The organism is Aliikangiella aequoris, assembly GCF_053709105.1.
On record NZ_CM132298.1, the window covers coordinates 2,016,104 to 2,040,697 of the forward strand.

Sequence of the window (24,594 nt, forward strand, 5' to 3'; positions counted from 1 at the left end):
ATTAATTGTAAGCAGAAAAACCAGCTTCTGCTAAACTTTCTTTTGATAAGCCTAATTCACTAAAGTAATTAAAACTTGGTCAACCCCAACGGAAGCGAATTATATAAGTCTAAGGCAATGAATACAAATGGTTTAATTTGATCCTAGGGCTTATTAAAAATTATTATTAGATGGTTAGCTTAAAACTAATAGAAACACTATTCCAATTGACAAAATGACAACAATCTTTATAGTAGCGCGCTAATAACTAAAATAATTTTAAGCACAGTTTTGCGACAATTTGGGCGAAGGTCGCAACAAATGAATGCACAATGCAAATAACAGGAGCTAATAAAATGTCGGATAAATCCGCCAAACTTATTCTACCAAATGGTGAAGAACTTAATTTAGCCATGTATTCCCCTAGCGAAGGGAACGATGTAATCGATGTAACCCAATTAGTCAAAAGTGGCGTATTTACTTATGACCCAGGATTTATGTCGACAGCCTCATGTGAATCTAAAATCACTTTTATCGATGGCGGCAAAGGAATTTTGCTTTATCGCGGTTATCCAATCGATCAGTTAGCTGCTAATTGTGACTTTATGGAAGTTTCTTACTTGTTGCTTAACGGTGAACTGCCAAATAAAGCCGAAAAAGCTGAATTTGTTGATCGTATCAACAACCACACTATGGTACATGAACAGTTAGCCACTTTCTTTAGAGGTTTTCGCCGTGACGCTCACCCAATGGCAATTATGGTTGGGGTCGTTGGTGCATTATCGGCTTTCTATCATGACTCTCTCGATATTAATAATCCTGAGCACCGGGTAAAAAGTGCTTTCCGCTTAATCGCTAAAGTGCCAACTATTGCAGCAATGTGCTACCGCTACTCTATGGGTCATCCGTTTGTTTATCCGCGTAACGAGATGTCTTATGCAGAAAACTTTTTACATCAAATGTTTAGTATGCCATCGCACGACGATCGCCCAGACCCGGTATTAGTGAAAGCAATGGATAGAATATTTACGCTACATGCCGATCACGAACAAAACTGCTCTACTTCAACGGTAAGATTAGCGGGTTCATCAGGCGCTAATCCTTTTGCTTGTATGGCTGCAGGTATTGCTTCACTTTGGGGGCCTGCTCATGGCGGTGCCAATGAAGCTTGCTTAACCATGTTAAATGAAATTGGCGATGTGAAAAACATACCAGAGTTTATTGCTAAAGCAAAAGACAAGAACGATCCTTTCCGCCTTATGGGCTTTGGACACAGAGTCTATAAAAACTTTGACCCTAGAGCGAAAGTGATGCGCGAAAGTGCTCACGAAGTACTAGCTGCAACGGGCAAGCAAGACGACCCAATTCTAAAAGTAGCAATGGAACTCGAACGAATAGCGCTAGAAGACCCCTACTTTGTTGAAAGAAAGCTTTACCCTAACGTTGATTTCTATTCTGGCATTATTTTACAAGCCATAGGAATTCCAACTAACATGTTTACGGTTATTTTTGCACTTGCCAGAACCGTAGGCTGGGTATCTCAATGGTCAGAAATGATCGCAGAGCCGACTCAAAAAATTGGCCGGCCTCGTCAGCTTTATACTGGCAAATCAGAACGCCAAGTTAAGCCGATAGATGAGCGTTAGTCTTTAATAAGCAGCTCGAAAAAAAAGGCTCTTAATTAAGAGCCTTTTTTTATATTGAATTGTAGCTAAATTTTATTGGGCGATTTAATCATCGTCAAAATTTAATGAAATTTGAACGATTTTGCGCATAAACTCGCGCTCTTTTCTAAACTTATGTTTCAGCTCGTCCATTTCTTTTTCTAACTGCATAAGTCTAACTTCTAACGCGGGTGCGTCTGCAGGCAACTTAGAGTCAACAATTTTCAATGGTATTTTAGATTTCGCCGCTGCTTCTTTACCGGCGTCATTTTCTTGGGTAATTTCTGCAGTAACTATCTTAACTATTTCACCATCTATACGTGATTTTTCTTCTAAAAATCCGTACAACAATAGGCGATCGCAAGTGGTATTTATTCTTCTCGGTACCCCTTCAGTAAAATCATAAATTAACTGAAAAGACTCTGCAGTAAAACTTGGCATATTATCCCAGTCAACTTTTTTCAAACGATGCTCTATATAAGCCTGGGTCTCTTCAACATCTAAATGCGCTAAGTGATAAGACGCGGTAACTCTCTGTCTCACCTGCTCTAACGCTGGGTCTCTTAAATGTTCTCTAAACTCAGATTGACCAAGCAAAAAGATTTGCAAAAGCGTATTACCGTCATGATAAAGATTAGAAAGCATTCGCAGCTCTTCAAGAGTTTCAAAAGGAAGATTTTGCGCTTCATCAATCACTAGCATGCAGCGTTTACCTTCTCGGCTACGTGCAATAAAAAAGTTTTCTAAGTTTTTAAGTAACGAGGTTTTTTCACTTTCTTTGTGCGCTAAGCCAAAAGTAGCCGCTACCATTCTTAGTATATCGGTCGAGTCAAGCTGGGTGTTAATAAGCTCGGCAGCAACAACGTCGTCTTTTCCCTCTAAAGAACCAAACAAAGTTCTTACTAAGGTACTTTTACCGGTTCCCACATCACCTGTAACTACGATAAAACCTTCACCTTGAGATAAGCCGTATTTTAAATAGGCTAAGGCTCGCTTATGAGTGCTACTTCCAAAAAAGAAGTAGGGATCAGGGGCAAGCTGAAACGGCTTGCCAGACAACTTATAATAAGACTCGTACATTATTTTTCCTTGTTTTTCACTCTATCCAATTTCTCGTAGCCAAGCAGCAAAGTTATTTATCGTGCACCTTTTTGCCACATAATCACCTGCGCAGTTTGCGCTAAAATAGTTAAATCTAAAAAAACACTATAATTCTTTATATAATATAGATCATATTGAAGCTTTTCTTTGGCATCTTTTACATCATCACCATAGGGATAACAAACTTGAGCCCAACCGGTAATGCCTGGTTTAACTCTATGCCGCATCCGAAAGTAAGGTATTTGCTGGGCTAGCTCTTCGACAAACTCTGGGCGCTCCGGCCTTGGTCCCACAAAACTCATGTCACCTTTTAAAACATTCCATAATTGAGGAAGCTCATCTAGTCTAGTTTTTCGCATGACTTTACCGACTTTTGTTACCCGAGCATCATCTTTTGAGGCCCACTGAGCGCCAGACTTTTCTGCATCAACCACCATACTTCTAAATTTATGGATAACAAAATTTTCTTCATCTTGGCCGACTCTTATCTGGCTGTAAAACACCGGCTCTTTCCAACCAGACTCTTTCTTTATTAAAAAGATTAACACCGGAAACACTGGAATCATTAAAGTAAGCAACGACAAACTTAAAACTATATCAACTATGCGTTTTACTACGATTCGCGCATAATCCTGATTAAAGCCCTCAATAAAAATAAAGCGGCTTGGATGCAGTGTATCTATTTGAATACGGCCGGTACGTTGCTCGAAAAAGGCACTCAGCTCGGTCACTTGAATACCGTTCATTTTGCAGTTAATAATTTCTTCAATTGGATATTGCGCACTGCTTTCTTCAACCGCAATGATAATTTCATCGATCCCGTAATCTTTTACTAACTGAGTTAAAGAAGCATCTGAACGGATAACTTGATAATTCTTGATGAGCTCTTTTTGGCCAGGTAAATGTAAGCAGCCGACTAGCGTAATCCCGCGCCAGTCACTCTTACGCTTTAATAGCTCTAACTGTTTAGCCGCTTCTCCAGTACCTATCACTAAAACTCTTGAACGCATTAATTTAGTGTCTACTAAGTTAGCGTAAATTTGACGGACGATAATTAAACCAATAAAAATAATCAGTAAAGCAATGCCCACCGCGCCTCGCCCAACAAACCAGCTAGGCATAATATAGTAAACCGTGACTAAGCCAATAAACGCAATAATATTAGTAATAATAAGCTTAACAAAGACTCGCTCAAAGGTTTCCCGCATGCTGCGCGAATACAAGCCCACTGCGACCATAGATAAAAACACGGTGACAGCAAAAACAAAGGCTTTAATATGAGGTGATTGTTGTAATTGGCTTAGTTGATAGTCTTCAGCCGAGAATCGTATTTCAATCGCGATGTAAAACGAGCAAAGTAAAATAAAGAATTCGACCAAGGCTAAAAAAGTTAGGCTTTTGGGTATATAGTGTCCAAAAATACGACTCACAATAGTTTCCCTTCTATTTTGTTTTTAAATCAAGCGATATCTGATGAACTGGTGTCCTAATGCGCGCTAATTTATATTAAATAGCGATAAATAGCGGTTTTTAGAAAGAATTAGTTCAAATTAAACAGTTAGTTATTTTTATGATAGAGCTAATTGTTCGCCAGATTATACCACTCATTGCCTTGTTGTTAACTCTCTTTCACTCAATATAACCAAATTTTTCGCCAACTAGTGCTAGTTTTTTAATGAAAACAATCATTATTTTGAATCAAACAATTTCTCTAGTTTTGCTAGAGGGCAATTTTTAATAATGATAGGATCTAAATCGTCACTAATAATAACAGGCCAACTATCCCATGTGTGCAATGCAAAAGAATCCAAAGCCGTGCTACTACGGAGAATACCTTCATCTTGATCGCTTTTTAGATTCTCAACAGCCGGTAAGTGGCGAGTATCAGGAGACTGAAGCACATGATGAAATGCTTTTTATTATTGTTCATCAAGCATACGAACTGTGGTTTAAGCAAATACTGCATGAGTTAAAGTCTGTTTTAAGCGACTTTGGACAGCCTCATTTAAATGCCAATAGCTACGGACGGATAATTCAAAGATTAGACCGAATCCATCGTATCCAAGGACTTTTGAATCACCAAATAGAAATTCTTGAAACTATGACACCACTCGACTTCCTCGAGTTTAGAGACTATTTAGTGCCAGCGAGTGGATTTCAAAGCATTCAGTTTAAAGAAATCGAAATAATGCTGGGTTTAAAGATGGAGTACCGGATTAATTTTGATAAAAAGTCATTTTATAACCGCCTAAACGATCAAGATCGAGAGCATTTAATGGCACTAGAAGAACAGCCCAGTTTATTTGAGTTGTTAGAACAATGGCTAGAGCGTATGCCGTTTCTTGAAAAAGAAAGCTTTTCATTCTTAAAAGCTTATGAAAAAGCCGTAGCCGATATGCTTAACTCAGATAAGTCACTCATCGATTCAATTGACTACCTTTCAGATAAAGATCGCGAGTTTCAACTTAAAGATTTAGACAAAACACGCCATCAATTTGATGCGCTGTTTGATACCAAGATATTTAGCGAGTTAAAAGCCGATGGTCAGTTTAGAATGAGCCAAAAATCGTTATTAGGTGCCATATTTATCAACCTTTATCGCGATGAACCCGCTTTCCAACAACCCTTTCAGCTCCTCGAAAAGCTTGTAGATATCGATGAAGAGTTTACCCAGTGGCGCTATCGTCATACGGTTATGGTACATCGCATGATAGGCGCTAAAATTGGCACCGGAGGAAGCTCTGGACACGACTATTTACGTCAAACTACTCAGAATAATCGATTTTTTAAAGATCTCTTCAATATCTCTACTTTCTTGATTCCACGCTCTTCGCTACCAGAACTGCCAGACAATATCCGAGAGTCAATGGGTCTACGCAGCGAATAAACCCTAAATCAAAAAGGCCGCACTTAAAATAGTGCGGCCTTCAAGCAACATGCTAGTTGTAAAATTCACTCACCAAGTAATTGCTAATTAGCTATTTGTTTGGCCTAGTCAAAATCAGTCGCTAAAATCAACGTTTCTACTAACATTTCCATTCCGCGCAAATCAGCCTGGTCAAACCGACTTAAACTCGGGCTGTCGACGTCTAGTACACCAATCAGTTTGTTGTTCACTACTATGGGACAAACTAATTCAGAGCGAGAGCGCGAATCACATGCAATATGGCCGGTAAATTGATCGACATCCTCTACTAATATCGACTCTCGCTTAAGCGCGCTAGTACCACACACCCCTTTGCCTAAAGGAATACGCACGCAAGCAACTTGGCCTTGATACGGTCCCAATAATAAATCTTGGTCAGCCTGGGTAAGGTAAAACCCAACCCAGTTTATGTCATCGAGCTGAGAGTTAATTAGCCCACTAAACTGACTTAAATTAGTGATAAAATTGCGTTCGCCAGTTAACAGCCCGGCTAATTGTTTATTTAACAATTGATAAAACGCACTTTTTTCTTCGCTCATAGTAAAAACCTTATTCAACGTATTTGGCTTATTTTAACTTTAAGCCAATAATAATCCTAGCTTTTAGTCTTAGCGGTAACATTTAAACTGGAAGTAAACTTATTTCAGGGTTAAGATTGCCATCCTCAAATAAAACTTATAAAACATCAACAGTTGGAGTAATTCAATGAGTAAGCATTGGTCTATTTCAGACCTATTATCAGGAAAGGCGACTGCCGACACTGAAGTAACGGTTAAGGGTTGGGTACGCACTCGCAAAGACTCTAAAGCAGGATTCTCTTTCATCAATTTACATGATGGTTCTTGCTTTAATCCAATACAAATAATCGTTCCTGGCGAACTCAATAATTACCAGCAAGAAGTTTTAAAAGTGACCACGGGTGCATCTTTAGAAGTGACTGGAAAACTAGTTGCAAGCCAAGGCAAAGGCCAATCTTTTGAAATTCAAGCAATTGAAGTGATTGTGCATGGTTTAGTAGACGATCCAGCAAGCTACCCTATTCAGCCAAAGCCCCATACAATGGAGTTTTTAAGAAGTAATGCCCACTTACGTCCAAGAACCAACGCTATTGGAGCGGTATCACGGGTGCGTAACTGTTTAGCGCAAGCTATTCACCGCTTTTTCCATGAGCGCCAGTTTAACTGGATTCATACTCCTATCATTACCGCAAGTGATTGTGAAGGTGCCGGAGAAATGTTCAGAGTTAGCACGCTCGACCAAGCTAACCTGCCAATCGGTGAGAACGGCGAAATTGATTATTCTAAAGACTTTTTTGGTAAAGAAGCTTTTCTAACCGTGTCTGGCCAACTTAATGTCGAAACCTATTGCTCGGCACTATCAAAAGTTTATACTTTTGGACCTTCGTTTAGAGCAGAAAACTCTAACACTAGCCGTCACCTCGCCGAATTTTGGATGGTTGAACCTGAAATCGCCTTTGCTAACCTTGCAGACAACGCTGATTTAGCAGAGGAAATGCTGCAATATATTTATAAAGCTGTTCTTAATGAGCGCGGCGATGACATTGAGTTCTTCAATCAGCGGATTGATAAAAGCGTTATCACTCGACTCGAATCTGTGGTTAATAATGAGTTTGAACGGATGGACTACACAGAAGCGGTTAAAATCTTACAAAATTGCGGAAAGACGTTTGAGTTTCCAGTGGAATGGGGAACTGATTTACAGTCTGAACACGAACGCTACTTAGCCGAAGAAAAAGTTGGAAAGCCTATCGTCTTAATGAATTACCCAAAAGACATAAAAGCCTTTTACATGCGCATGAATGATGATGGCAAAACGGTTGCTGCAATGGACGTTTTAGCGCCTGGAATTGGAGAGATTATTGGTGGCAGCCAACGCGAAGAGCGCTTAGACGTATTAGATAAGCGCATCGATGAAATGGGCTTACCAAAAGAGCATTACTGGTGGTACCGAGATTTGCGTCGTTATGGCACGGTTCCCCACTCTGGTTTTGGACTTGGTTTTGAAAGAGCCGTACTTTACGCTACGGGTATGAAAAATATTCGCGATGTAATACCTTTCCCTAGAGCGCCTGGCTCCGCTGATTTTTAAATTATAGCCCCTTTAAAAAAAGCTGCCTCAGGCAGCTTTTTTTATAATTATTATTTTATTATCAAGCGCTTATAGCACAATCCTAATAAAACACTTTAATTAGATTACAACTATATACGCTTATTCAAAATAGGCTACATGCTGTTCTAGATCGACAGGCTTAGGTTCTCGCTTTTCACCCTCCTCTGTGCCGAGATAAATAAAACCAGTGAGTATTTCGCTCGCTTCAAAATTGAGTAATTGGGTTAAGTGCGGATTAAACGCCATTCCACCGGTTCGCCACATAGCGCCTAAACCAAGAAAGTGCGCAGCCATAATTAAATTTTGTACACTCGCGCCTCCTGACAGTATTTGTTCTATTTTAGGTACTTTAGGATGCTCTTTGATGATTACCGAAGCAACGATAACCATGGGCGCTCTTAGTGGCTTAGTTTTCATTTTTTCAAGCTTTTCTACAGCCAAGTCTGGATTAGCTAATTTAGCCGCTTGATAAAAGTAATCACCTAATTGATGAAGTGCTTGACCTTGGTACACTCGATAACGCCAAGGCTTTAATAAAGCATGATCAGGAGCGCGCAATGCAACCTTAAAGATATATTCAAGTTGCTCATTGTTGGGTGCTGGTAAAGTCAGCTTATTATGCGATTTTCTGGAAAGTAAAAGCTCAAGCGCAGACATAAAGAACCTTATAGCTAGTTGGATTTAAGCGTTTAAAAAAGACAATCCTAGCAACAATATTCGCCAGCTACAATGTTAAGGTAATAACATAAAGCTAAACATCAGGATCAATATAAATAGGATTAATCAAACAACCTGAGCAACGTAATAAAAAATAAAGAAAAACAGATAGGCATAAAAAAGCCCAGATAAACTGGGCTTTTAAATATGGCGTCCCCTAGGGGGTTCGAACCCCTGTTACCGCCGTGAAAGGGCGGTGTCCTAGGCCTCTAGACGAAGGGGACTAAAACTTTTTCTTGAAGTGCTCCCTCAAGAGCGCGCCATTCTATAGAGGCTTATTAGGATTGTCAAAGGCTAATTTTAATTTTTTTTAACTTTTATTCATTTATTAAAAAATTGCTTATCTATTAGCCAAAGTCAGCTCGCCATCTGTCATTTCATAGATTTTTTGCATATTTTCTGCAAGCCGCAAATCATGAGAAACAATTAAAAAGCTGGTATTTTCAGACTGATTTAACTCGTTCATTAACTCATTAATTGACTGTGCCGTTGCCATGTCTAAATTACCAGTCGGCTCATCAGCTAAAATACAAGCAGGATTAGTCACCATAGCTCGTGCAATTGCTACCCGCTGGCGCTCTCCTCCACTTAGTTTAGACGGCCGATGAGTTAATCGGTGAGACAAACCAACTCGAGTTAAAATAGTCTCTGCTTTGGTTTGGGCTAGCTCAAAATCAACGCCCCCAATTAACAAAGGCATAGCGACATTTTCCAATGCACTAAACTCTGCTAGCAAGTGATGAAACTGATAAACAAACCCAAGAGTCTTGTTGCGAACTTGACCTTGCTGTTTAACTCCTTGGCGGTGAATGTTGACATTATTTACCAAGACTTCGCCACTGTCAGGTGAGTCTAAGCCGCCAAGAACATGCAACAAAGTACTTTTACCAGAACCAGACGCGCCAATAATAGCGGCCATTTCACCGCCATTAATCTGCAAATTGACTCCTTTAAGTACTTCAACTTTTTTTTCACCATCTTTAAAGGATTTATGCAGATCGCGGCAACTCAATACGGGTTGAATAGAACTACTCATATCTTAATGCCTCTGCTGGTTTGGTGCGTGATGCTTTCCAAGCGGGGTAAAGCGTGGCAAGTATAGTGAGCGAAAAAGCCACAAAAGTAATTAAACCGACATCGTCCCAATGTAGCTCAGAAGGTAAAAAGCCAATAAAGTAGACATCACCAGGGATTACGCTAACACCAAAAAGTTGCTCTATAGAGCCGACAACTTCGGGTAAATTAACTGCCAAGGCGACACCGCCTATCACTCCTATCACCGTACCTATAATGCCATTTAAGCTCCCTTGTACTATAAATATCCGCATAATGGTTCCTGGACTTGCACCTAAGGTTCTTAGAATGGCTATGTCTGCTTGTTTGTCTGTAACCACCATGACTAAGGTACTCACGATATTAAATGCCGACACAAACACAATTAACGTAAGCAACACGCCCATCATGGTTTTTTCCATTTTAATCGCTTTAAACAAAGCACCATGGGTATAACGCCAATCGCTCACATAAAAATTATCTGGCAGCGTTGAGCGTAAATCGAATGCAGTCCACTGGGCGTTAATTACATCATTTGTCGTAACTCTTAACCCACTGACTAAATCACCTTTACGAGTTAAAATAGCCGCGTCAGTCATATGAATCATAGCCATCATAGCGTCAGCTTCAGACTTAACTTCAAAAATTCCGGCCACAGTAAATCGCTTAGTGCGTGGAGATATTCCGGCAGGCGACACAGTGGCTCCTTCCGCAATTAATAAATTGACCTTGTCACCAATGGTCACGCCTAGGGCCCGAGCCAAACCAATACCTAAGATAATATTGTATTCTTTAGGCTGTAAAACTTTTAAGTTTCCCGCTAAAAAAAAGTCATCAATAATAGAAACTTGCGCTTCTTTTCCGGGTAACACTCCCTGAACTAGACCAAACCTTGTGCTTGCACCAGCCTTAAACATCGCTTGTACATCAATAAAGGGGGCTGCTGAAACCACCGATTCGTGTTGCAACACCTGGGTTTCAAGTTGTGGCCAATCTTTTAGTCCTGGGCCCCGCTCTCCTACAACAACATGCGGAACCATGCCTAAAATACGCTGCTGTAACTCCGATTGAAACCCATTCATGACCGACATCACGGTGATCAATACGATAGTACCTAAGGCAATACCTAACATACTGACTAGTGCAATAAACGATATAAAATGATTGCTTTTGCGCGCACCGGTATAACGCAGCCCAATCATTAGAGCGACTGATTTTTTCATTTAATCCCTAATCTAAGGTAGACTGAAAAGTGATAAAGCCTAACAGCTTTTATTGTTGGCTGATTCTACCAACCTCAACTCTTAGACTAAAGCATTAAATTAGCAAGAAGTGTGTCTAAATATGCTATATATTAAAGATAACGAATAATAACGAGCTTAAACAATGTCACAAATAAACTCTGACAAGGAAAGACGCGAGTATTTCCGAATTAAAAACTGGATAATTCTTAACCAGCTAATTTTAGAAAGTGAAAATCAAATTGGCGAGCAACAACAAAATTTAGGGGTAAACTCCCCTAGAATCACTCTACTACAAGAGTTGTCGAAACTAGAAAATGAAAATCTTTCTTACTTAAACTCACTTAACGAAAAAGAAAGTCAGCTTGGAAATTATTTGATTAACATGGATAAAAAAATGAGCTTGATCACTCGTTTTATTATTCAGTCACTCGATACCACTAAGAATGACTTAACTGAAGTAGATATTAGCGGTGGTGGTGTAAGGTTTAACGCCAAGCAAGCTTGTAAAATTGATGACATAATGAAAATCGAATTAGTGTTATTACCAGAGTGTGTTGGAATAGCCGCATTTGGTCGTGTCGTAGATGTTAAGCCTATCAATGATGAAGAGTTTGAAATTGCACTAATGTTTACCAAACTGAAAGAAGCTGACCGCGACGCGATCATTAAACACGTGTTTCAAATACAGTCAAAACAGCTCAGAAACAAAAGTGACTCCGAGAAAAATTCGACAGAATCTGACGAACAGCCCTAAATATTTGCTACTTAGTTCCAATTTTTTCTATTTATTTCTTTAAATCAGTTAGTTAGGCGAGTATATTAAGCAGTATTCTAGAATGAGGAAAAAGCGATGAACAAAGCGACTTCAAACAAACTTCTACTAGCCTTAACGATGTTAACCTGCAGCATTGCTTGTTTTTCGCCGTTAGCCAGTGCCGAAACACTAAAATTAGGCACTCAGATTGAGCAAACCAATAATAAGCCAAAGCATGGCATCACGATGCAACAGGTAGAAGCAAAGTTTGGCCAGCCGCAAACTAAACTACCTGCCGTCGGCGAACCACCGATTACACGCTGGCATTATGCAGACTTTACCGTGTACTTTGAACACAACCGCGTCATCCATTCTGTTTTGCGCAAAGGCTAAGTAGGCAGCTTTAAATTTAATTAGCAGATAACTTAACCGCTGTTTTACTCGATTTAGTGTAATGTTTCCGGATAAAGCAAAGCCAACATTACACTAATTTAACTCTACAATTCTTCTGAGCAATTTCCAGTAATCTAAATAACTTTGGTCTTTGAAGCGTGGCTCTAGATTCATTTTCTTTAAAAAATGCAGATACGACTAAGTCATACTCATTAGCAAACAGTTACAATACATCCTTAGCACGTCCAGCATATTGGCCTTAAGCTGAAGCTCTAATGTAAGCATAAGTTCGAATGTATCCAATACAGAAATAGCCCACTAACCTAGTATGAGGCAATTAATGGGCTATTATAATACTTAGTCTCCAACAGTCTCTTTCAGTTATACCCTTACCAAACTAACTACTATTTGTCTCTGGAATACGTAAAACGCTCACTTAAGCTTCTCTCTATAACAACAAAGACTGAGCACATCTAAATTGCTATTGATAAATAGTTAATCTTCTAAAAACCCGCGATTTATGCAATTCACAACGACATAGTGCATTTCACGGATTTCTAATATCTAGAAACTCTTGTAGGAATTAACATGCCCTAGAACATTAATTAACCAGGACAATGTGATGAAGAAAATTTGTAACCTACTAATAGTCGTATTGTGGATTATTCCAGCACTCGCTCTTTCAAAAAACAAACTGACTACATTCGAATTTAAGTTGAACATCGAGTCAAAGCACTTAAGTGAAATCAGGCCTTTTCATATCCAACTACCTAAAAGTTACTATAAAAACAAGCTACAAGATTTTCCAGTGCTCTATGTTCTCGATAGCGACAACCTTCAACGCTCAGCGACGTTTACACAAAACATTTTAGCTTCAAAACAGCATATCCCGGAGATGATTATTGTTTCTGTGCCACATACTGGCGAACGTACAAGGGATTTTAGTCCTTACTTTCGATACAATGAGCAAGTTAATCTGGGTGCCAATCAATTCATGAGTTTTATTAAAGAAGAACTACTCCCCTTCATTGACAAGCATTATAGGACCACTAATTATCGTGTACTGTCTGGTCATTCAAAAAGTGGTCTATTCGTCATTCATTCATTAATCCAAGAGCAAGAACTCTTTAGAGCGCGCTTTGCATTTAGCCCTTCGCTCCACCACACACCTAAGTTGCAACAAGATATAGTAAGGTTTTTGAAAAGTAACTCAGAACTAAACAGCTATTTATACATGAACCATGGTGATAGTGAATTCTTTAAAATTAAAGACGCGATCAATCTCGCTACAAAAAACTTCAGAGAACTATCACCAAAAGGGTTAAGACATCGCTTTGACGTGAGTGATGTAGATGGACACCAAACAACGCCACATGTTGGATTCCACATAGCCTTTAAAGATCTATATAAGCCACATAAACTTGATTTTGGCTATAGTGATATGTCCTTTACTGAAGTGTTACAGCACTTTAAAAGTACATCAAAAGAGTTTGGCTATGTAGTAAAGCCGAGTGTTAAAGAGCTGCAAAGTATGCAAAAGTATTACTTTTCCATTGAGCCAAGTTTAGAGATTTTGTCGAAAATACACAGAATTATGGAGCATTATTATTCAAGTGAAAAGCTTGTAGATAATAACAGTCTATTCTATATTCAGTGGCTTACGAATGGCATGCAAAGCGGGTTTACATTCCCCTCAAATGCTCACCCAGATGAAGAAGTATTACACAAACTGGCTTATTCTTACGCTGTTAAAGAAGAATTCTCAAACGCTTTAATCGTAATTGATTTGGCTCTATCAATTTATCCAAAATCCTTCAGATCCTTCGAGTATAAAGCTAAATTACACGAAAAAATGGGAAATCAAGCCCTAGCATTGAAAGCCTATAAACAAGCTTTAGCGTTAACAAGTAACAATAATATTCAGCAAAAGAAGCTGTATATTAATAAGATTTCTCAGCTACAAGAATCTTCAACAGATAAAGGCTAGCTCAGTTACATAGTGTTGTTTTTTGACTATAATGGCTGGCTAGCCGTCAATAAAGTCCCAAAAAGGAACAAAGTTGAGAACTATTTTTTCATTTTTATTGTGTTGCCTTACTTTGTCTCAAGCGTCAGCGATTGAAGAGTTACCACAATATGAGGGTAAATCGATTGATTTAGTCACATACCCGGCTGCCAAACTATTAAAAGGTGCAAAAAAATTAGTGGTAGCTGACAACTTAGATGTTAAAGGTATTTATACTCGAGTATCACAAGAAAAAAATAACTGGTTCTTGGAAGTCGACTTCGCTATCAGCGATCAAAAAGCGCTTTCACAAGATACTTGGCTGCAACTTAGGTCAAATGTTATTGCTGCGTCAGTCTCAATAAATGGCCAGTTACTTTTTGAAAATGGTCAGGTTGGCACTAGTCACACTAACGAGTCGTCAGGAAAAAGCTTATTTCGTCAAATAATTCCAAAAAAATTGCTGAAACTCGGTATCAATAGCTTACAAGTTAGTTTTTCGAACTTTAGTTATCAAGGTGGCGCTATATTTAGAGATATTGCTCTGGGACCTTTATCTGACTTTCAACAGCAGTCGTTGATTATGTCGACAGCGCCGCTTGTGCTATCGGGTATCTTTTTGTTTGCAATGATAGCTAATTTGGGATTCTATTTCGCATTAGATAAGAATGCGGTCTTCTCAAGTTTGGTTTTCCTTTTTGTATGTTGCTTTTCCTTGATGATAAATGAGGCTTTGTATTGGAATGAACTAATGGCGACGGTTAATCTATTAGACAACACTACACTTGTTAGCTTAATCGAATATCTAATTTTCGCTAGCTTAATTCTAGTCATGTGCCTTCACTTTAGTTTAAAACGGAAACACATTGCGTTTTGTTTTTTTCTCTATGTCGCGCTCACTATCGTCTGCTATCTTTTGGTTTTACCGAAAGCGCCTTTTCTGTCTGGACTATTAATTGCGCTTTGTGCGTTTGCTCAAAAGATTCAATCCAAAGATAGCGCTGTAATGCTGTCATTTTCGATATTTTTGACGATAGTAGTTTTCATAGATCAATTCAACATATTGGATAATCAACAGTGGGTATATAACAATTTCATTTTAACTTCGTTTGTATTTAAGGTAGATTACTTGGCTATCGCTCTATTTTCCTTGTTAATGATCGTGTTCACTGCGCGTGGTATTTTACATAATTCGCTGTCTCTTCAAAAGTCTAGACTACAACTTGACCTGCTTGAATTTCAATTTGTTCAGAAGCATATTCAGCCTCACTTTTTAATGAATACGCTTATGTCGCTTCAGCAATTGATAAAAAAAGACCAAGCACTAGCTGGTGAGCTAATCGATGCTTTATCAGAAGAGTTTCATTTGATGACTCAAATGACCCAAAAGATTGAAGTACCCATTGAGCAAGAGATTCAAATGTGCCGTCACTACTTAAAAATAATGTCCCTGCAGCATAAAACGGTTTATCACTTTAATTTAAAGGGAATTGCAGGCGACGAGACCATACCGCCAGCCATTTTTCATACCATTGTAGAAAACGGATTAACTCATGGTTTTACTGGCTCACAGCAAGCAATATTTACATTAACGAAAGAAGAAACTAGCGAAAAGTGCGTCTACAAGCTGTCGAATAATGGCAATAAAAAATCAATAGCTAATAGCAAACCGACAACAGGAAGCGGGCTCAAGTATATTAAGTCTCGGTTACAACAATGGCATCCGCTTGCAAGCAAGGTTTTCTCATACGGTGATGACCAAGGCTGGCATACAGTTATTGAGTTGCAGCGATCATGAACACAATACTAATCATCGAAGATGTTCCTTTAGTTGCAGAAAGAATTGCTGATCTTTGTCATCAGCACTTTCAATATTGTGATGTCCACCTTGCTACTTCGATTCAAATGGCAAAAAAACGTTTATCGAAATATCGATTCGACCTTGTGTTACTCGACTTAAATCTAAACGGTGATGATGGTTTTAGCTTACTCAAACACGCATCCCCTGCCTCCTTTCCTACTATCGTAATTACGGCCACTCCTGAAAGAGCAGCCACCGCTTTCGACTATGGTGTATTAGATTTTATTACCAAGCCAGTAACTGAAAAGCGATTTAAGCAAGCCATGCAGCGATTTAAAAATTCGACGAAAAATTGTCAGCAACAAATCAGTCAGCTATTAATCAAACATTGCGGTAAGGTTATGTTTATCCAAGTCGAAGATATCCACTTTATTCAAGCTGCTGGCAACTATACTGAAATCATCACATATTCCAATCAATCCTTTTTGCATGACAAAAATATGGAGCAACTTTCTTATATGTTGGTATCTAAATTTATACGCATCCACCGCTCTTATCTTGTCGAAAAAAATAAGATACGAACCATTTCAAATTACGGCTCAGGTAAATACAGAGTCACTCTTGAGTCTGGAAAGCAATTACCACTCAGCCGTAACGTTTACAAAACAACATTTAAAGATAGCTAATCGAACTATTATTGAGTTGAAAATTAATCCCTAGTCTAAGGAATTCAGCTTTATTCATACTTACTATCATCCAATAAATTAATTAAGAGATTATGTGGTGAGTCACTCAGTTACATGTATTACTTATTATTCGAAATAAGAGCAAAAATATCGCAAGTAGGTTTCAGTCAATTTAACAACTATACTAGATAGAGATAGAGTTCTCAGACAAAGACGTGTCGACGATAACATTGGAACTCAACGGCAGACCAGAAAACAGTAAAATTATTAGTACTGATGGTCATGATAGCCTTCACCTTTTGATTTACTTTATAACAACACTTCTAACGTTAGCTTAATAATTTGTCGGCAGATAAACATGGGGCAAATAGATATAAATTTGCTGTACTTCACTTTGTTAGCTATCAGTTTTCACCACAATACGAAACCTTCAAGGAGCAATCTGAAAAAAAGCTGTTTCAGGCCGATTGTACAAAAGTAGCATAAACGTTTATCACCGTGCAGCTTCCTATTGATTGGGCGTTAATCACAGTGGATTCAATGCGCTCGCTTGGTTACCAATTGTGTTAATCATTACAACGCTCAATTTCTATCAAAGCTTCAAGAGTTTAATGAGCATGACAAGATCTGTGAAAACTTCAGGCGTTAAAGAAAATTTCACTTGTAGCTTGGTTACATATTAATTTTTCGGGGTCTTATTCATTTGCCGACTCTGATAACAATCATAATTTCTCAGCGATAGCCAGGACAGTACATCTAGAAGGGTAATCTATCTAAATATGAGCTGATTTTTCAGCTGGAATTATAATACGAAAAAGCGAAGCTAGGTATTGCAAGCTCTGTAGAGCACTAAACGAATAATATTCCGTTCATGCACAATACCCTTATAAGCTACGCCTTAAGCTTTTCCCACAGACTGATTATTGTCGATAGTTTCACTCATTGCTTGCATTTGTTCTAGCTGCAAACGTTGCGTTGGGTAAGCTATTTCACTTTGATTAGCTTGAATAATTTCGGCAATTTTTAGCAATACGTTTTGCTTAATCTGATGAAATTCTGCCCAGTCAGTCGTTTTAGTGAATGTATAAACAAAGAAATCAATAGATGAGCTGGAGAAGTTATTAAAATTAACCATAAGCGTCTGCTTAGTATCGATATCAGGATGCTTTAATAACATTTCACGCGTTTGTTCAACTATAGGCGTCATGTGACGAATGTCATCGTAACGAATTCCAATCGTTTCATAAATGCGCCGATTATGCATTCTAGACGGATTTTCAACGGTGATACTATTAAATATCGCATTTGGCACGTAAAGCGGCCTTTTATCAAAGGTTCTAATACGGGTTTGCCGCCAGCCAATATATTCCACTACGCCTTCAATGTTTCGATCCGGTGAGCGAATCCAATCACCAACTGAAAATGGGCGGTCTAAGTAAATCATTAAGCCACCGAAAAAATTTGCTAATAAATCTTTGGCGGCAAAGCCTACTGCTATTCCGCCAATACCGCCAAAGGCTAACACAGCGCTAATACTAACCCCCAGCGTTTGTAGGATAACCAGTGTTGTAGTAATTGACACTGATACTCGGAGCAGTTTACTTATCGCCTCGATCGTTGCGTGATCAATTCGCTCTTCACCCGCCTTGTTTCTATTATCAGCTATGAGATTTATTTCAGCTTCTCGTATAAACCTAACCAGAAACCAAGAAATAACAATAACTAGGCCAATATCTCGTGCAACCTGATTAATTTCATAGGCTAAAATATAATTTGTGAGTACCCATAATCCGGATCCCCAGATTAAAATAACGACAGGCTTTGCTAATGACTTTATTAAAGCGTCATCCCAGTTATTTTTAGTTGCTTGCAATTTAAGCAGCAACTTAGCCTGGGTTTTGTTCCAAATATAGTTAACTAAAAGTGTTAAAAACACCGCACCAAAGACTTTAAGATAAAAACTTGAGTCACCTAAATTTTGCTTAAACCAAATTTCAAAGTTTCCAAATTCCATATTAAACTTCCTGCTTTAATGATTTTTGAGTTATTCGATTAAATTGCTGCAACGAATCTGCGAGGAATTGCCAACGCTGGCTACTTTTTAATACTTGCAAGCCACAAGGCTGTTGTTGCATGGTTAAACGGCTGATTCTTTGGCCAGATTGGCTTGACTGTTGATAATCCTTTAATGCATCGATTACCTGCCAGGTTGCGTTTCGATCATTACAGACCAAAACCATATCGCAGCCCGCCGTTAATGCAGCATGAGCACGTTGACTGAAGTCACCTGCGACCGTTGCGCCTTGCATACTTAAATCATCTGAAAAAATAACGCCGTCAAAATTAAGATCGGTACGCAGCACCTTCTGTAACCAATACTCAGAAAAGCCAGCAGGCTTTGAATCGAGTTCTGAGTAAATAATATGTGCCGGCATTATTGCGCCTAATTGCGGTGCCAGCGCAGCGAATGGTTTTAAATCTAACCCTTCTATTTGAGTGAAACTTCTAGGGTCGACAGGAATTGCAACGTGAGAATCTGCGACGACCGAGCCATGCCCAGGAAAATGCTTGCCTGTTGCTTGCATACCACCTAACTGCATTCCTTGAATATAACGGCTAGCCAACGCAATAATATCGTTTGGTTCTAATGCAAAAGCACGATCACCAATAATTTGCGAAGCCATATCACCGATATCTAAAACTGGTGCAAAACTTATATCACAGCCGACCGATTGAACTTCTAACGCCATTAGCTCACCGAGGTTTTGTGCAAATTCAAGCGCCTGTTCAGGCTCTGTCTGATAAAGTTGACCCAGCTTACCTAGCTCAGGAAGCTTCGAAAAACCCTGAGTAAAACGTTGAACTCGACCGCCCTCTTGATCGACAGCAATGACGATTGATGGGTTTAACTTTTTTATTTGTTTAGTTAACTCAAAAATTTGTTCGGCTGATTCAAAATTACGTGAGAATAATATTAGGCCACCACATAATGGCAATTGAATTAGCTTTTTATCTTCTGCAGATAGCTGAGTATCAGCAATATCTAACATGATTGGACCAGCAGCTTGCATATAAAATCTCACGAGAGTTAAAATTCCGCAAAATAATAACGTGCTCAGCCTTTAAAATAAACGTAATCGCTCAATAATTTTTTAATCAATTTCAATTCAAAGATTTATTAGCAGTCAAAAGCCTTAAGCGATAAAGCAATTAAACTAGCGAAAGTAAACAAAGGATAAAAACTAAGCAGGACCCAGTTTGCTTAAAAAGCCTGACTGGGCAGTAGATGCAGAGAACGGTAGCTCGATTAAAACTAAAGTGGTTGACCTAAAAGCTGCTTTTTCATTTCAGGATTAATGGGATTGTCGCCGAGCCACGTTTTTAGAAATGCATTATAAAATAGTTTGCCGGGAATGAAGCCTTTTTGCTCACCATTAATCGTGACTATGGTGCCTTGCTCTGGAATAAAATCAATCCACACTTTATCACCTTGTTTTATTTCCGAGTTCCAAAGTTGATTGAACTGCTCCACCATAGGCTCTAATGCGGATAATTCTTGTTCAGTATGATTGGCGGCAATACCAATATTAAGTGCTCGAATGAGAGCGTCTGGTTGTATGGTAGAGTTTTGACAATAAAGTACAAAGCGTTTAGCACCGTCATTATTTAAAATATCAGCGACGCTCTCAGCATTATCTTGTAAATAAAGCCCGCCGACGTAAATTGACTGGTGAGCGTCACTTTTAACTGCGGTGCCGTGCAACCTAACTTGCTGGCCTCCAACGGATAAGTTGACAACTTCTTCCATTTCGACACCTGCCAGCTCTTTAGCAAAGCAAGAAATGGACAAGCTCAGAGAGAGTCCTAGGATACTAAATACAACTGCTTTCAATTTTCCACCCCAGTGTTTGTAATGCTATGTTAACCAAGTCCCTGGGAGGTTCATTCTTATAATTAGCCAAGGAAATGGGCAATTAGACTACAATAAGAATCATCCAAGTGCAATTATAATAGTACAAAATTCGTTCAACGTTAAGGTATTAGCTCACAGAATGATCGAGTTTTAACCATTTTATTTCCCCTCCTACCGTTGCAAAAGCGTAAAATCCTAGTTCTAGCGCGTTTTAAATTAACAACTATCTTGTTTATCGGGCGTTAACCTTCGCTTTAAATAAGCTAATTTTCGCAGTGGAAACAGCCACAGCACTTGCAGCACTTTTTTTTCGGGAGTATTCTCTAGCACAGCTTTTCGTAGAAAAACTAAAACTTAACGAATTTTAAGCTATTACGAATACCTAATATAACTTAACTATTCACCAAACTATTTGAAGGGTTCTACTCTATGATCAATTTAAACCAGTTTAAACAGCTTGCTCTGGTATCTGGTGTAGCATGCGCTCTTATCGCTTGCCAGCCAGCACCTGAAGCAGACAAAACAGCCAAAGAGCAGCCAGTAACTGCTGCTGATGCAATAGCCTATGTTAACAATGCCGAACAGATTCTTGAGCGAGATTATGAATTTCAGGCAAAAACCGCCTGGGTACAAGCAAACTTTGTGACTAGCGATACTAACTTTTTAGTCGCAAAAATGATGGAAGAAGCCACCAAAGTTGGCGTTGGTTTAGCGCTCGGCGCCAAGCAGTTTAACGGCTTAGAGTTAGATTACGACACCCGCCGAAAGCTTGAAATACTTAAAACGGGCTTAACTATTCCAGCCCCAGAAGATGATAAGTTAACTAAAGAGCTTGCAACAATTACCTCTAACTTAGATGCTACTTACGCTAAAGGATGCGATTCTGAAGGCAACTGTCATGTGCTTGGCGATCTGAGTGCGACACTCGCTGACCCAAAGAAATCACATCAAGAAAAATTACAAGCTTGGCTTGATTGGCGCACTGTATCGCCGCAAATGCGCAAAGATTATACTCGTATGGTAGAAATTGCTAATCAAGGTTCTAAAGAGCTTGGCTTTAAAGATACAGGAGCACTGTGGCGCTCTAAGTACGATATGCCTGCTGACGATTTCGCCAAAGAGATGGATCGTGTGTGGGGTCAAGTTAAACCCCTGTATGACTCACTTCAATGTCACGTTAGAGCAAAACTAAACGAAAAATACGGTGATGAAGTTGTTGCGAAAGACGGTCCTATTCCAGCGCATTTACTTGGCAATATGTGGGCTCAATCTTGGGGTAATATCTATCCCGATGTGGCACCTCAAACTGACACGCCGGCAACAGATGTAACTGCTCGTTTAAATGCCAAACAATATAGCGAAATAGAGATGGTGCGCACCGCAGAAAGATTCTTTAAATCTCTGGGTTTCGAACCATTGCCCGATACCTTTTGGAAGCGCTCTTTGTTTACTAAACCGCAAGATCGTGATGTACAGTGCCATGCAAGTGCATGGGATTTAAGCATTGAAGATTACCGCATAAAAATGTGTATTCAAAAGAACGCTGAAGACTTTGTTGTTATTCACCACGAGTTAGGCCACAACTTTTATCAACGAGCCTACAACCTTAAACAGCCAATGCTGTATCGTTCTAGCGCTAATGATGGATTCCACGAAGCCATCGGTGACACAGTGGCACTTTCAATTAATGACAGCTACTTAAAAGAAATCGGCTTAATCGACGAAGTGCCAGCAGCAGATGGAGATTTACCTTTCTTAATGAAAATGGCGCTAGACAAAGTAGCATTTTTACCTTTTGGCTTATTAGTTGATAAGTGGCGATGGGGCGTTTTTAGCGGAGAAATTCCGGCTGAACAATATAACCAAGGCTGGTGGGAACTTCGCGAAAAGTACCAAGGCATAAAGCCACCAGTGGCACGCGATGAAAGCCAGTTTGATCCGGGCGCTAAGTACCATGTACCCGGGAATACGCCCTATTCCCGCTATTTCTTAGCACATATTTTACAGTTCCAGTTTCACCGTGAGTTATGTGCTATCGCGGGAAGTGAAGGTCCGTTGCACCGTTGCTCTATTTACAATAATAAAGAAGCTGGTGCAAAGCTAATGGCAATGTTAGAAATGGGCTCTAGCCGTCCATGGCAAGAAGCACTACAAACCATGACAGGTAAAGCTGAAATGGACGCTTCTGCCATTATCGATTACTTTGCACCGTTAAAAACTTGGTTAGATGAACAAAATAAAGACCGTAATTGCGGTTGGTAAGTTCTAGGTTAACAAAAAAGCCGAACGAAAATTGTCGTTCGGCTTTTTTCATTTGGGTTAAGTGACAAACTACTCAGCTAAAGTCGACTTTACATAACGCTTTATTTGCGCTTCTAAAACATTTAAAGGGACTGGACCTTGACGTAACACTTCGTGATGAAAATCTCTGATATTAAACTTATCCTTTAAACGCTTTTCTGCATACGCTCTTAATTCTAATATCTTCAATTCGCCTAGCTTGTATGCCAGCGCTTGTCCTGGCCAACTGATATAACGATCAACTTCAGTACGAATATTATGCGTCGATAAAGCAGAATTGTTTTCGAGTAGCGCAATCGCTTGCTCTCGCGTCCAACCTTTTGCATGAATGCCGGTATCTATCACTAGCCGCGCCGCGCGCCACATTTCATAAGTTAAGCGGCCAAAGTTACTGTAATGATCTTGATAAAAGCCAACCTCTAAGCCTAATTTTTCACTATATAGCCCCCAACCTTCACCAAATGCCGATATATAAGAATAACGTCTAAAGTTAGGTAAAGAGTCTAGCTCTTTGCTTAAAGCGACTTGTAAATGATGGCCTGGTACCGCTTCGTGAAGCGTTAATGCTTCTAGTACATATAATGGCCGCTTATCTAATGCATAGGTGTTAACCCAATAGGTGCCTGGACGCTCGCTATTAAGTGGAGCAGGAACGTAACGACCGGTTGTATATTTAGGAGCAATACTTTCAGGCACTGGCTCAACTGCATAAGGTTGGCGCGGTAAATGTTTAAATAGCTTGGGCAGCTGTGCGTCCATTCGTTTAGCTATGTATGCCGCTTCTTTAATTAATTCTTCGCCAGACTTTGCGTAAAACTGTGGCGATTCTCTTAAGAATGTTACAAACTCCTTAAAACTTCCTGGAAACTCCAACTTAACCAAAATTTGATCCATTTCTGCACGGATTCTTTTAACTTCATTTAACCCAATTTGATGAATTTCTTCGGCTGTTAAGTCAAGCGTGGTGTAATGTTTAATTTGTGCTGCATAGTAGGCTTCGCCATTGTCAAAATCGTACGCGCCTAGGCTCGTCTTGGTATGAGGGATATATTCATTTTCAAAGAAGCGATATAAGGTTTTGAGGCTTTTAAAAACTTCGCTTTCTATAACGCGTTTCGCACTGTCAGCTAAAGACTTTTTCTGCTTTTCAGTTAACGTTGGCGGCATTTGATTGAAGGGTTTCCAAAAGGGGCTATTTTCGACCCCACTGATATAACTTGATTTTATGACATCACTAAAGCCTGCCATCACCACTTTGGGCATTGCGTAGTTACGTTCAAGACCGGCTTTCATATTGGTAATATTCTGCTCAATAAAATTTGGTACCGCTTTTAATCGCTTAATATAACTTTCATAATCCGCTGCAACTTTAAATTGTTGCTCTTCAGCTAATCGCAAAACATCCGTGTGAAAGCCTGAATCAACCAAAAACGGCATTTGATAAGTTTTAAAACGAATCTCATCTAAAGAACGTTGTAACTGCTGCTTAAAAATTTGGTAGTTCACTTGATCGCTTTCAGATAAACGATTGAATGGAATCGTCTCTAACTCGGTTAAATAACCGTTAAGCTTTTTTTCCCACTTAGCGTATGCCTGCTCACTCACATCTAAAAGCTTGTCAGATCGTTCAATGATGCCATACCTTAGGCCTTCCGAAGGATCTCTCTGAATACGCTGCTGCCACTCTAATTCGAATAGTGCGTGTAACTTTGCTGAGTGAGTATTGGGTTTAACCTTTGTTTGGTCAGCGTTAACGCCAACGGAAAATAACGCTAACATAACTAGCAGGCAACTTTGTATCCAGACTTGTTTAGGCTTCAACATGAGTTTTGGTTTTCCTTCTTGGTATAAATTGGGTTTAACAAGTGCCTATTAAGATAAGTTAGCCTCTATAACTTAATGGGCGGCTTATGAGCGAGTAAAGTCT

Annotated in this window: 20 protein-coding genes and 1 tRNA gene; 10 read left to right on the top strand and 11 right to left on the bottom strand. The window is 39.3% G+C overall.

Annotated features, from left to right (window positions below; all coding sequences use genetic code 11):
- The first annotated feature begins 335 nt into the window (after positions 1-335).
- A complete protein-coding gene (gene gltA / locus ACUR5C_RS08650) occupies positions 336-1,625 on the top strand; it encodes a citrate synthase (RefSeq protein WP_454464714.1) in 1,290 nt (429 codons plus the stop codon).
- An 84-nt stretch (positions 1,626-1,709) separates the two neighbouring features.
- Here gltA and ACUR5C_RS08655 read toward each other — a convergent pair whose 3' ends face one another.
- Both ACUR5C_RS08655 and ACUR5C_RS08660 read right to left on the bottom strand, forming a co-directional pair.
- The gene (locus tag ACUR5C_RS08655) at positions 1,710-2,723 is read right to left on the bottom strand and encodes an XrtA/PEP-CTERM system-associated ATPase (RefSeq protein WP_454464715.1); all 1,014 of its coding nucleotides are present in this window, start codon (positions 2,721-2,723) and stop codon (positions 1,710-1,712) included.
- A 56-nt stretch (positions 2,724-2,779) separates the two neighbouring features.
- Entirely contained in the window at positions 2,780-4,174 is a 1,395-nt protein-coding gene (locus ACUR5C_RS08660; protein ID WP_454464716.1) for a TIGR03013 family XrtA/PEP-CTERM system glycosyltransferase, read from the bottom strand.
- A gap of 365 nt (positions 4,175-4,539) precedes the next feature.
- Between ACUR5C_RS08660 and ACUR5C_RS08665 the strand changes: the two genes are divergently transcribed.
- On the top strand, positions 4,540-5,631 hold the full coding sequence (locus tag ACUR5C_RS08665) for a tryptophan 2,3-dioxygenase family protein (protein ID WP_454464717.1): 1,092 nt from the start codon (positions 4,540-4,542) through the stop codon (positions 5,629-5,631).
- A gap of 104 nt (positions 5,632-5,735) precedes the next feature.
- Here the strand turns inward: ACUR5C_RS08665 and ACUR5C_RS08670 are convergent, their stop codons facing one another.
- Complete coding sequence (locus tag ACUR5C_RS08670) at positions 5,736-6,209, bottom strand: GAF domain-containing protein (protein WP_454464718.1); 474 nt, start codon at positions 6,207-6,209, stop codon at positions 5,736-5,738.
- A gap of 166 nt (positions 6,210-6,375) precedes the next feature.
- Between ACUR5C_RS08670 and asnS the strand changes: the two genes are divergently transcribed.
- Positions 6,376-7,779 (top strand): asparagine--tRNA ligase, encoded by a 1,404-nt coding sequence (gene asnS / locus ACUR5C_RS08675; RefSeq protein ID WP_454464719.1) that lies wholly within the window; start codon positions 6,376-6,378, stop codon positions 7,777-7,779.
- Between the two features lie 120 nt (positions 7,780-7,899).
- On the opposite strand, the gene ACUR5C_RS08680 is transcribed toward asnS, so the two are convergent.
- From ACUR5C_RS08680 to ACUR5C_RS08695, 4 genes are all read right to left on the bottom strand, one after another.
- Positions 7,900-8,457, bottom strand: a complete 558-nt coding sequence (locus tag ACUR5C_RS08680) for a nitroreductase family protein (RefSeq protein ID WP_454464720.1) — start codon at positions 8,455-8,457, stop codon at positions 7,900-7,902.
- 208 nt (positions 8,458-8,665) lie between these two features.
- A tRNA-Glu gene (locus tag ACUR5C_RS08685) sits at positions 8,666-8,741 on the bottom strand.
- Between the two features lie 116 nt (positions 8,742-8,857).
- Positions 8,858-9,553, bottom strand: coding sequence for a lipoprotein-releasing ABC transporter ATP-binding protein LolD (gene lolD, locus ACUR5C_RS08690; protein WP_454464721.1), 696 nt, complete (start codon positions 9,551-9,553; stop codon positions 8,858-8,860).
- On the bottom strand, positions 9,546-10,793 hold the full coding sequence (locus tag ACUR5C_RS08695; RefSeq protein ID WP_454464722.1) for a lipoprotein-releasing ABC transporter permease subunit: 1,248 nt from the start codon (positions 10,791-10,793) through the stop codon (positions 9,546-9,548). Before ACUR5C_RS08695 ends, lolD begins: the two co-directional genes overlap by 8 nt.
- A gap of 163 nt (positions 10,794-10,956) precedes the next feature.
- Here ACUR5C_RS08695 and ACUR5C_RS08700 point away from each other — a divergent pair, with 163 nt between their 5' ends.
- From ACUR5C_RS08700 to ACUR5C_RS08725, 6 genes are all read left to right on the top strand, one after another.
- A complete protein-coding gene (locus tag ACUR5C_RS08700) occupies positions 10,957-11,568 on the top strand; it encodes a PilZ domain-containing protein (RefSeq protein WP_454464723.1) in 612 nt (203 codons plus the stop codon).
- 96 nt (positions 11,569-11,664) lie between these two features.
- Positions 11,665-11,961 carry a hypothetical protein gene (locus ACUR5C_RS08705; protein ID WP_454464724.1) on the top strand — a complete coding sequence of 99 codons (297 nt, stop codon included), beginning with the start codon at positions 11,665-11,667 and terminating at the stop codon, positions 11,959-11,961.
- Positions 11,962-12,583: 622 nt separating this feature from the next.
- Positions 12,584-13,948, top strand: coding sequence for an alpha/beta hydrolase-fold protein (locus tag ACUR5C_RS08710; protein ID WP_454464725.1), 1,365 nt, complete (start codon positions 12,584-12,586; stop codon positions 13,946-13,948).
- A gap of 73 nt (positions 13,949-14,021) precedes the next feature.
- Positions 14,022-15,764 carry a sensor histidine kinase gene (locus ACUR5C_RS08715; RefSeq protein WP_454464726.1) on the top strand — a complete coding sequence of 581 codons (1,743 nt, stop codon included), beginning with the start codon at positions 14,022-14,024 and terminating at the stop codon, positions 15,762-15,764.
- Positions 15,761-16,453: a LytR/AlgR family response regulator transcription factor gene (locus ACUR5C_RS08720; protein WP_454464727.1), complete on the top strand. Its 693-nt coding sequence runs from the start codon at positions 15,761-15,763 to the stop codon at positions 16,451-16,453. Before ACUR5C_RS08715 ends, ACUR5C_RS08720 begins: the two co-directional genes overlap by 4 nt.
- 342 nt (positions 16,454-16,795) lie before the next feature.
- Complete coding sequence (locus tag ACUR5C_RS08725; protein ID WP_454464728.1) at positions 16,796-16,939, top strand: hypothetical protein; 144 nt, start codon at positions 16,796-16,798, stop codon at positions 16,937-16,939.
- Between the two features lie 412 nt (positions 16,940-17,351).
- Here ACUR5C_RS08725 and ACUR5C_RS08730 read toward each other — a convergent pair whose 3' ends face one another.
- The 3 genes from ACUR5C_RS08730 to ACUR5C_RS08740 all read right to left on the bottom strand — a co-directional run bounded on the left by ACUR5C_RS08730 (position 17,352) and on the right by ACUR5C_RS08740 (position 20,345).
- Positions 17,352-18,467, bottom strand: a complete 1,116-nt coding sequence (locus ACUR5C_RS08730; RefSeq protein ID WP_454464729.1) for a mechanosensitive ion channel family protein — start codon at positions 18,465-18,467, stop codon at positions 17,352-17,354.
- A 1-nt stretch (position 18,468) separates the two neighbouring features.
- The gene (nagZ, locus tag ACUR5C_RS08735) at positions 18,469-19,524 is read right to left on the bottom strand and encodes a beta-N-acetylhexosaminidase (protein WP_454464730.1); all 1,056 of its coding nucleotides are present in this window, start codon (positions 19,522-19,524) and stop codon (positions 18,469-18,471) included.
- A 242-nt stretch (positions 19,525-19,766) separates the two neighbouring features.
- Positions 19,767-20,345 carry a chalcone isomerase family protein gene (locus ACUR5C_RS08740; RefSeq protein ID WP_454464731.1) on the bottom strand — a complete coding sequence of 193 codons (579 nt, stop codon included), beginning with the start codon at positions 20,343-20,345 and terminating at the stop codon, positions 19,767-19,769.
- Between the two features lie 450 nt (positions 20,346-20,795).
- Between ACUR5C_RS08740 and ACUR5C_RS08745 the strand changes: the two genes are divergently transcribed.
- Entirely contained in the window at positions 20,796-22,628 is a 1,833-nt protein-coding gene (locus tag ACUR5C_RS08745; protein ID WP_454464732.1) for a M2 family metallopeptidase, read from the top strand.
- Positions 22,629-22,697: 69 nt separating this feature from the next.
- Here the strand turns inward: ACUR5C_RS08745 and ACUR5C_RS08750 are convergent, their stop codons facing one another.
- Positions 22,698-24,491, bottom strand: coding sequence for a DUF885 domain-containing protein (locus ACUR5C_RS08750; RefSeq protein ID WP_454464733.1), 1,794 nt, complete (start codon positions 24,489-24,491; stop codon positions 22,698-22,700).
- Positions 24,492-24,594: the final 103 nt, after the last annotated feature.

Bases quoted from the DNA above. Each gene is read 5' to 3' on its own strand.
- gltA (WP_454464714.1), top strand. From the start codon at position 336: ATGTCGGATAAATCCGCCAAACTTATTCTACCAAATGGTGAAGAACTT.
- ACUR5C_RS08655 (WP_454464715.1), bottom strand. From the start codon at position 2,723: ATGTACGAGTCTTATTATAAGTTGTCTGGCAAGCCGTTTCAGCTTGCC.
- ACUR5C_RS08665 (WP_454464717.1), top strand. From the start codon at position 4,540: ATGCAAAAGAATCCAAAGCCGTGCTACTACGGAGAATACCTTCATCTT.
- ACUR5C_RS08670 (WP_454464718.1), bottom strand. From the start codon at position 6,209: ATGAGCGAAGAAAAAAGTGCGTTTTATCAATTGTTAAATAAACAATTA.
- asnS (WP_454464719.1), top strand. From the start codon at position 6,376: ATGAGTAAGCATTGGTCTATTTCAGACCTATTATCAGGAAAGGCGACT.
- ACUR5C_RS08680 (WP_454464720.1), bottom strand. From the start codon at position 8,457: ATGTCTGCGCTTGAGCTTTTACTTTCCAGAAAATCGCATAATAAGCTG.
- lolD (WP_454464721.1), bottom strand. From the start codon at position 9,553: ATGAGTAGTTCTATTCAACCCGTATTGAGTTGCCGCGATCTGCATAAA.
- ACUR5C_RS08695 (WP_454464722.1), bottom strand. From the start codon at position 10,793: ATGAAAAAATCAGTCGCTCTAATGATTGGGCTGCGTTATACCGGTGCG.
- ACUR5C_RS08700 (WP_454464723.1), top strand. From the start codon at position 10,957: ATGTCACAAATAAACTCTGACAAGGAAAGACGCGAGTATTTCCGAATT.
- ACUR5C_RS08705 (WP_454464724.1), top strand. From the start codon at position 11,665: ATGAACAAAGCGACTTCAAACAAACTTCTACTAGCCTTAACGATGTTA.
- ACUR5C_RS08710 (WP_454464725.1), top strand. From the start codon at position 12,584: ATGAAGAAAATTTGTAACCTACTAATAGTCGTATTGTGGATTATTCCA.
- ACUR5C_RS08720 (WP_454464727.1), top strand. From the start codon at position 15,761: ATGAACACAATACTAATCATCGAAGATGTTCCTTTAGTTGCAGAAAGA.
- ACUR5C_RS08730 (WP_454464729.1), bottom strand. From the start codon at position 18,467: ATGGAATTTGGAAACTTTGAAATTTGGTTTAAGCAAAATTTAGGTGAC.
- nagZ (WP_454464730.1), bottom strand. From the start codon at position 19,524: ATGCAAGCTGCTGGTCCAATCATGTTAGATATTGCTGATACTCAGCTA.
- ACUR5C_RS08745 (WP_454464732.1), top strand. From the start codon at position 20,796: ATGATCAATTTAAACCAGTTTAAACAGCTTGCTCTGGTATCTGGTGTA.
- ACUR5C_RS08750 (WP_454464733.1), bottom strand. From the start codon at position 24,491: ATGTTGAAGCCTAAACAAGTCTGGATACAAAGTTGCCTGCTAGTTATG.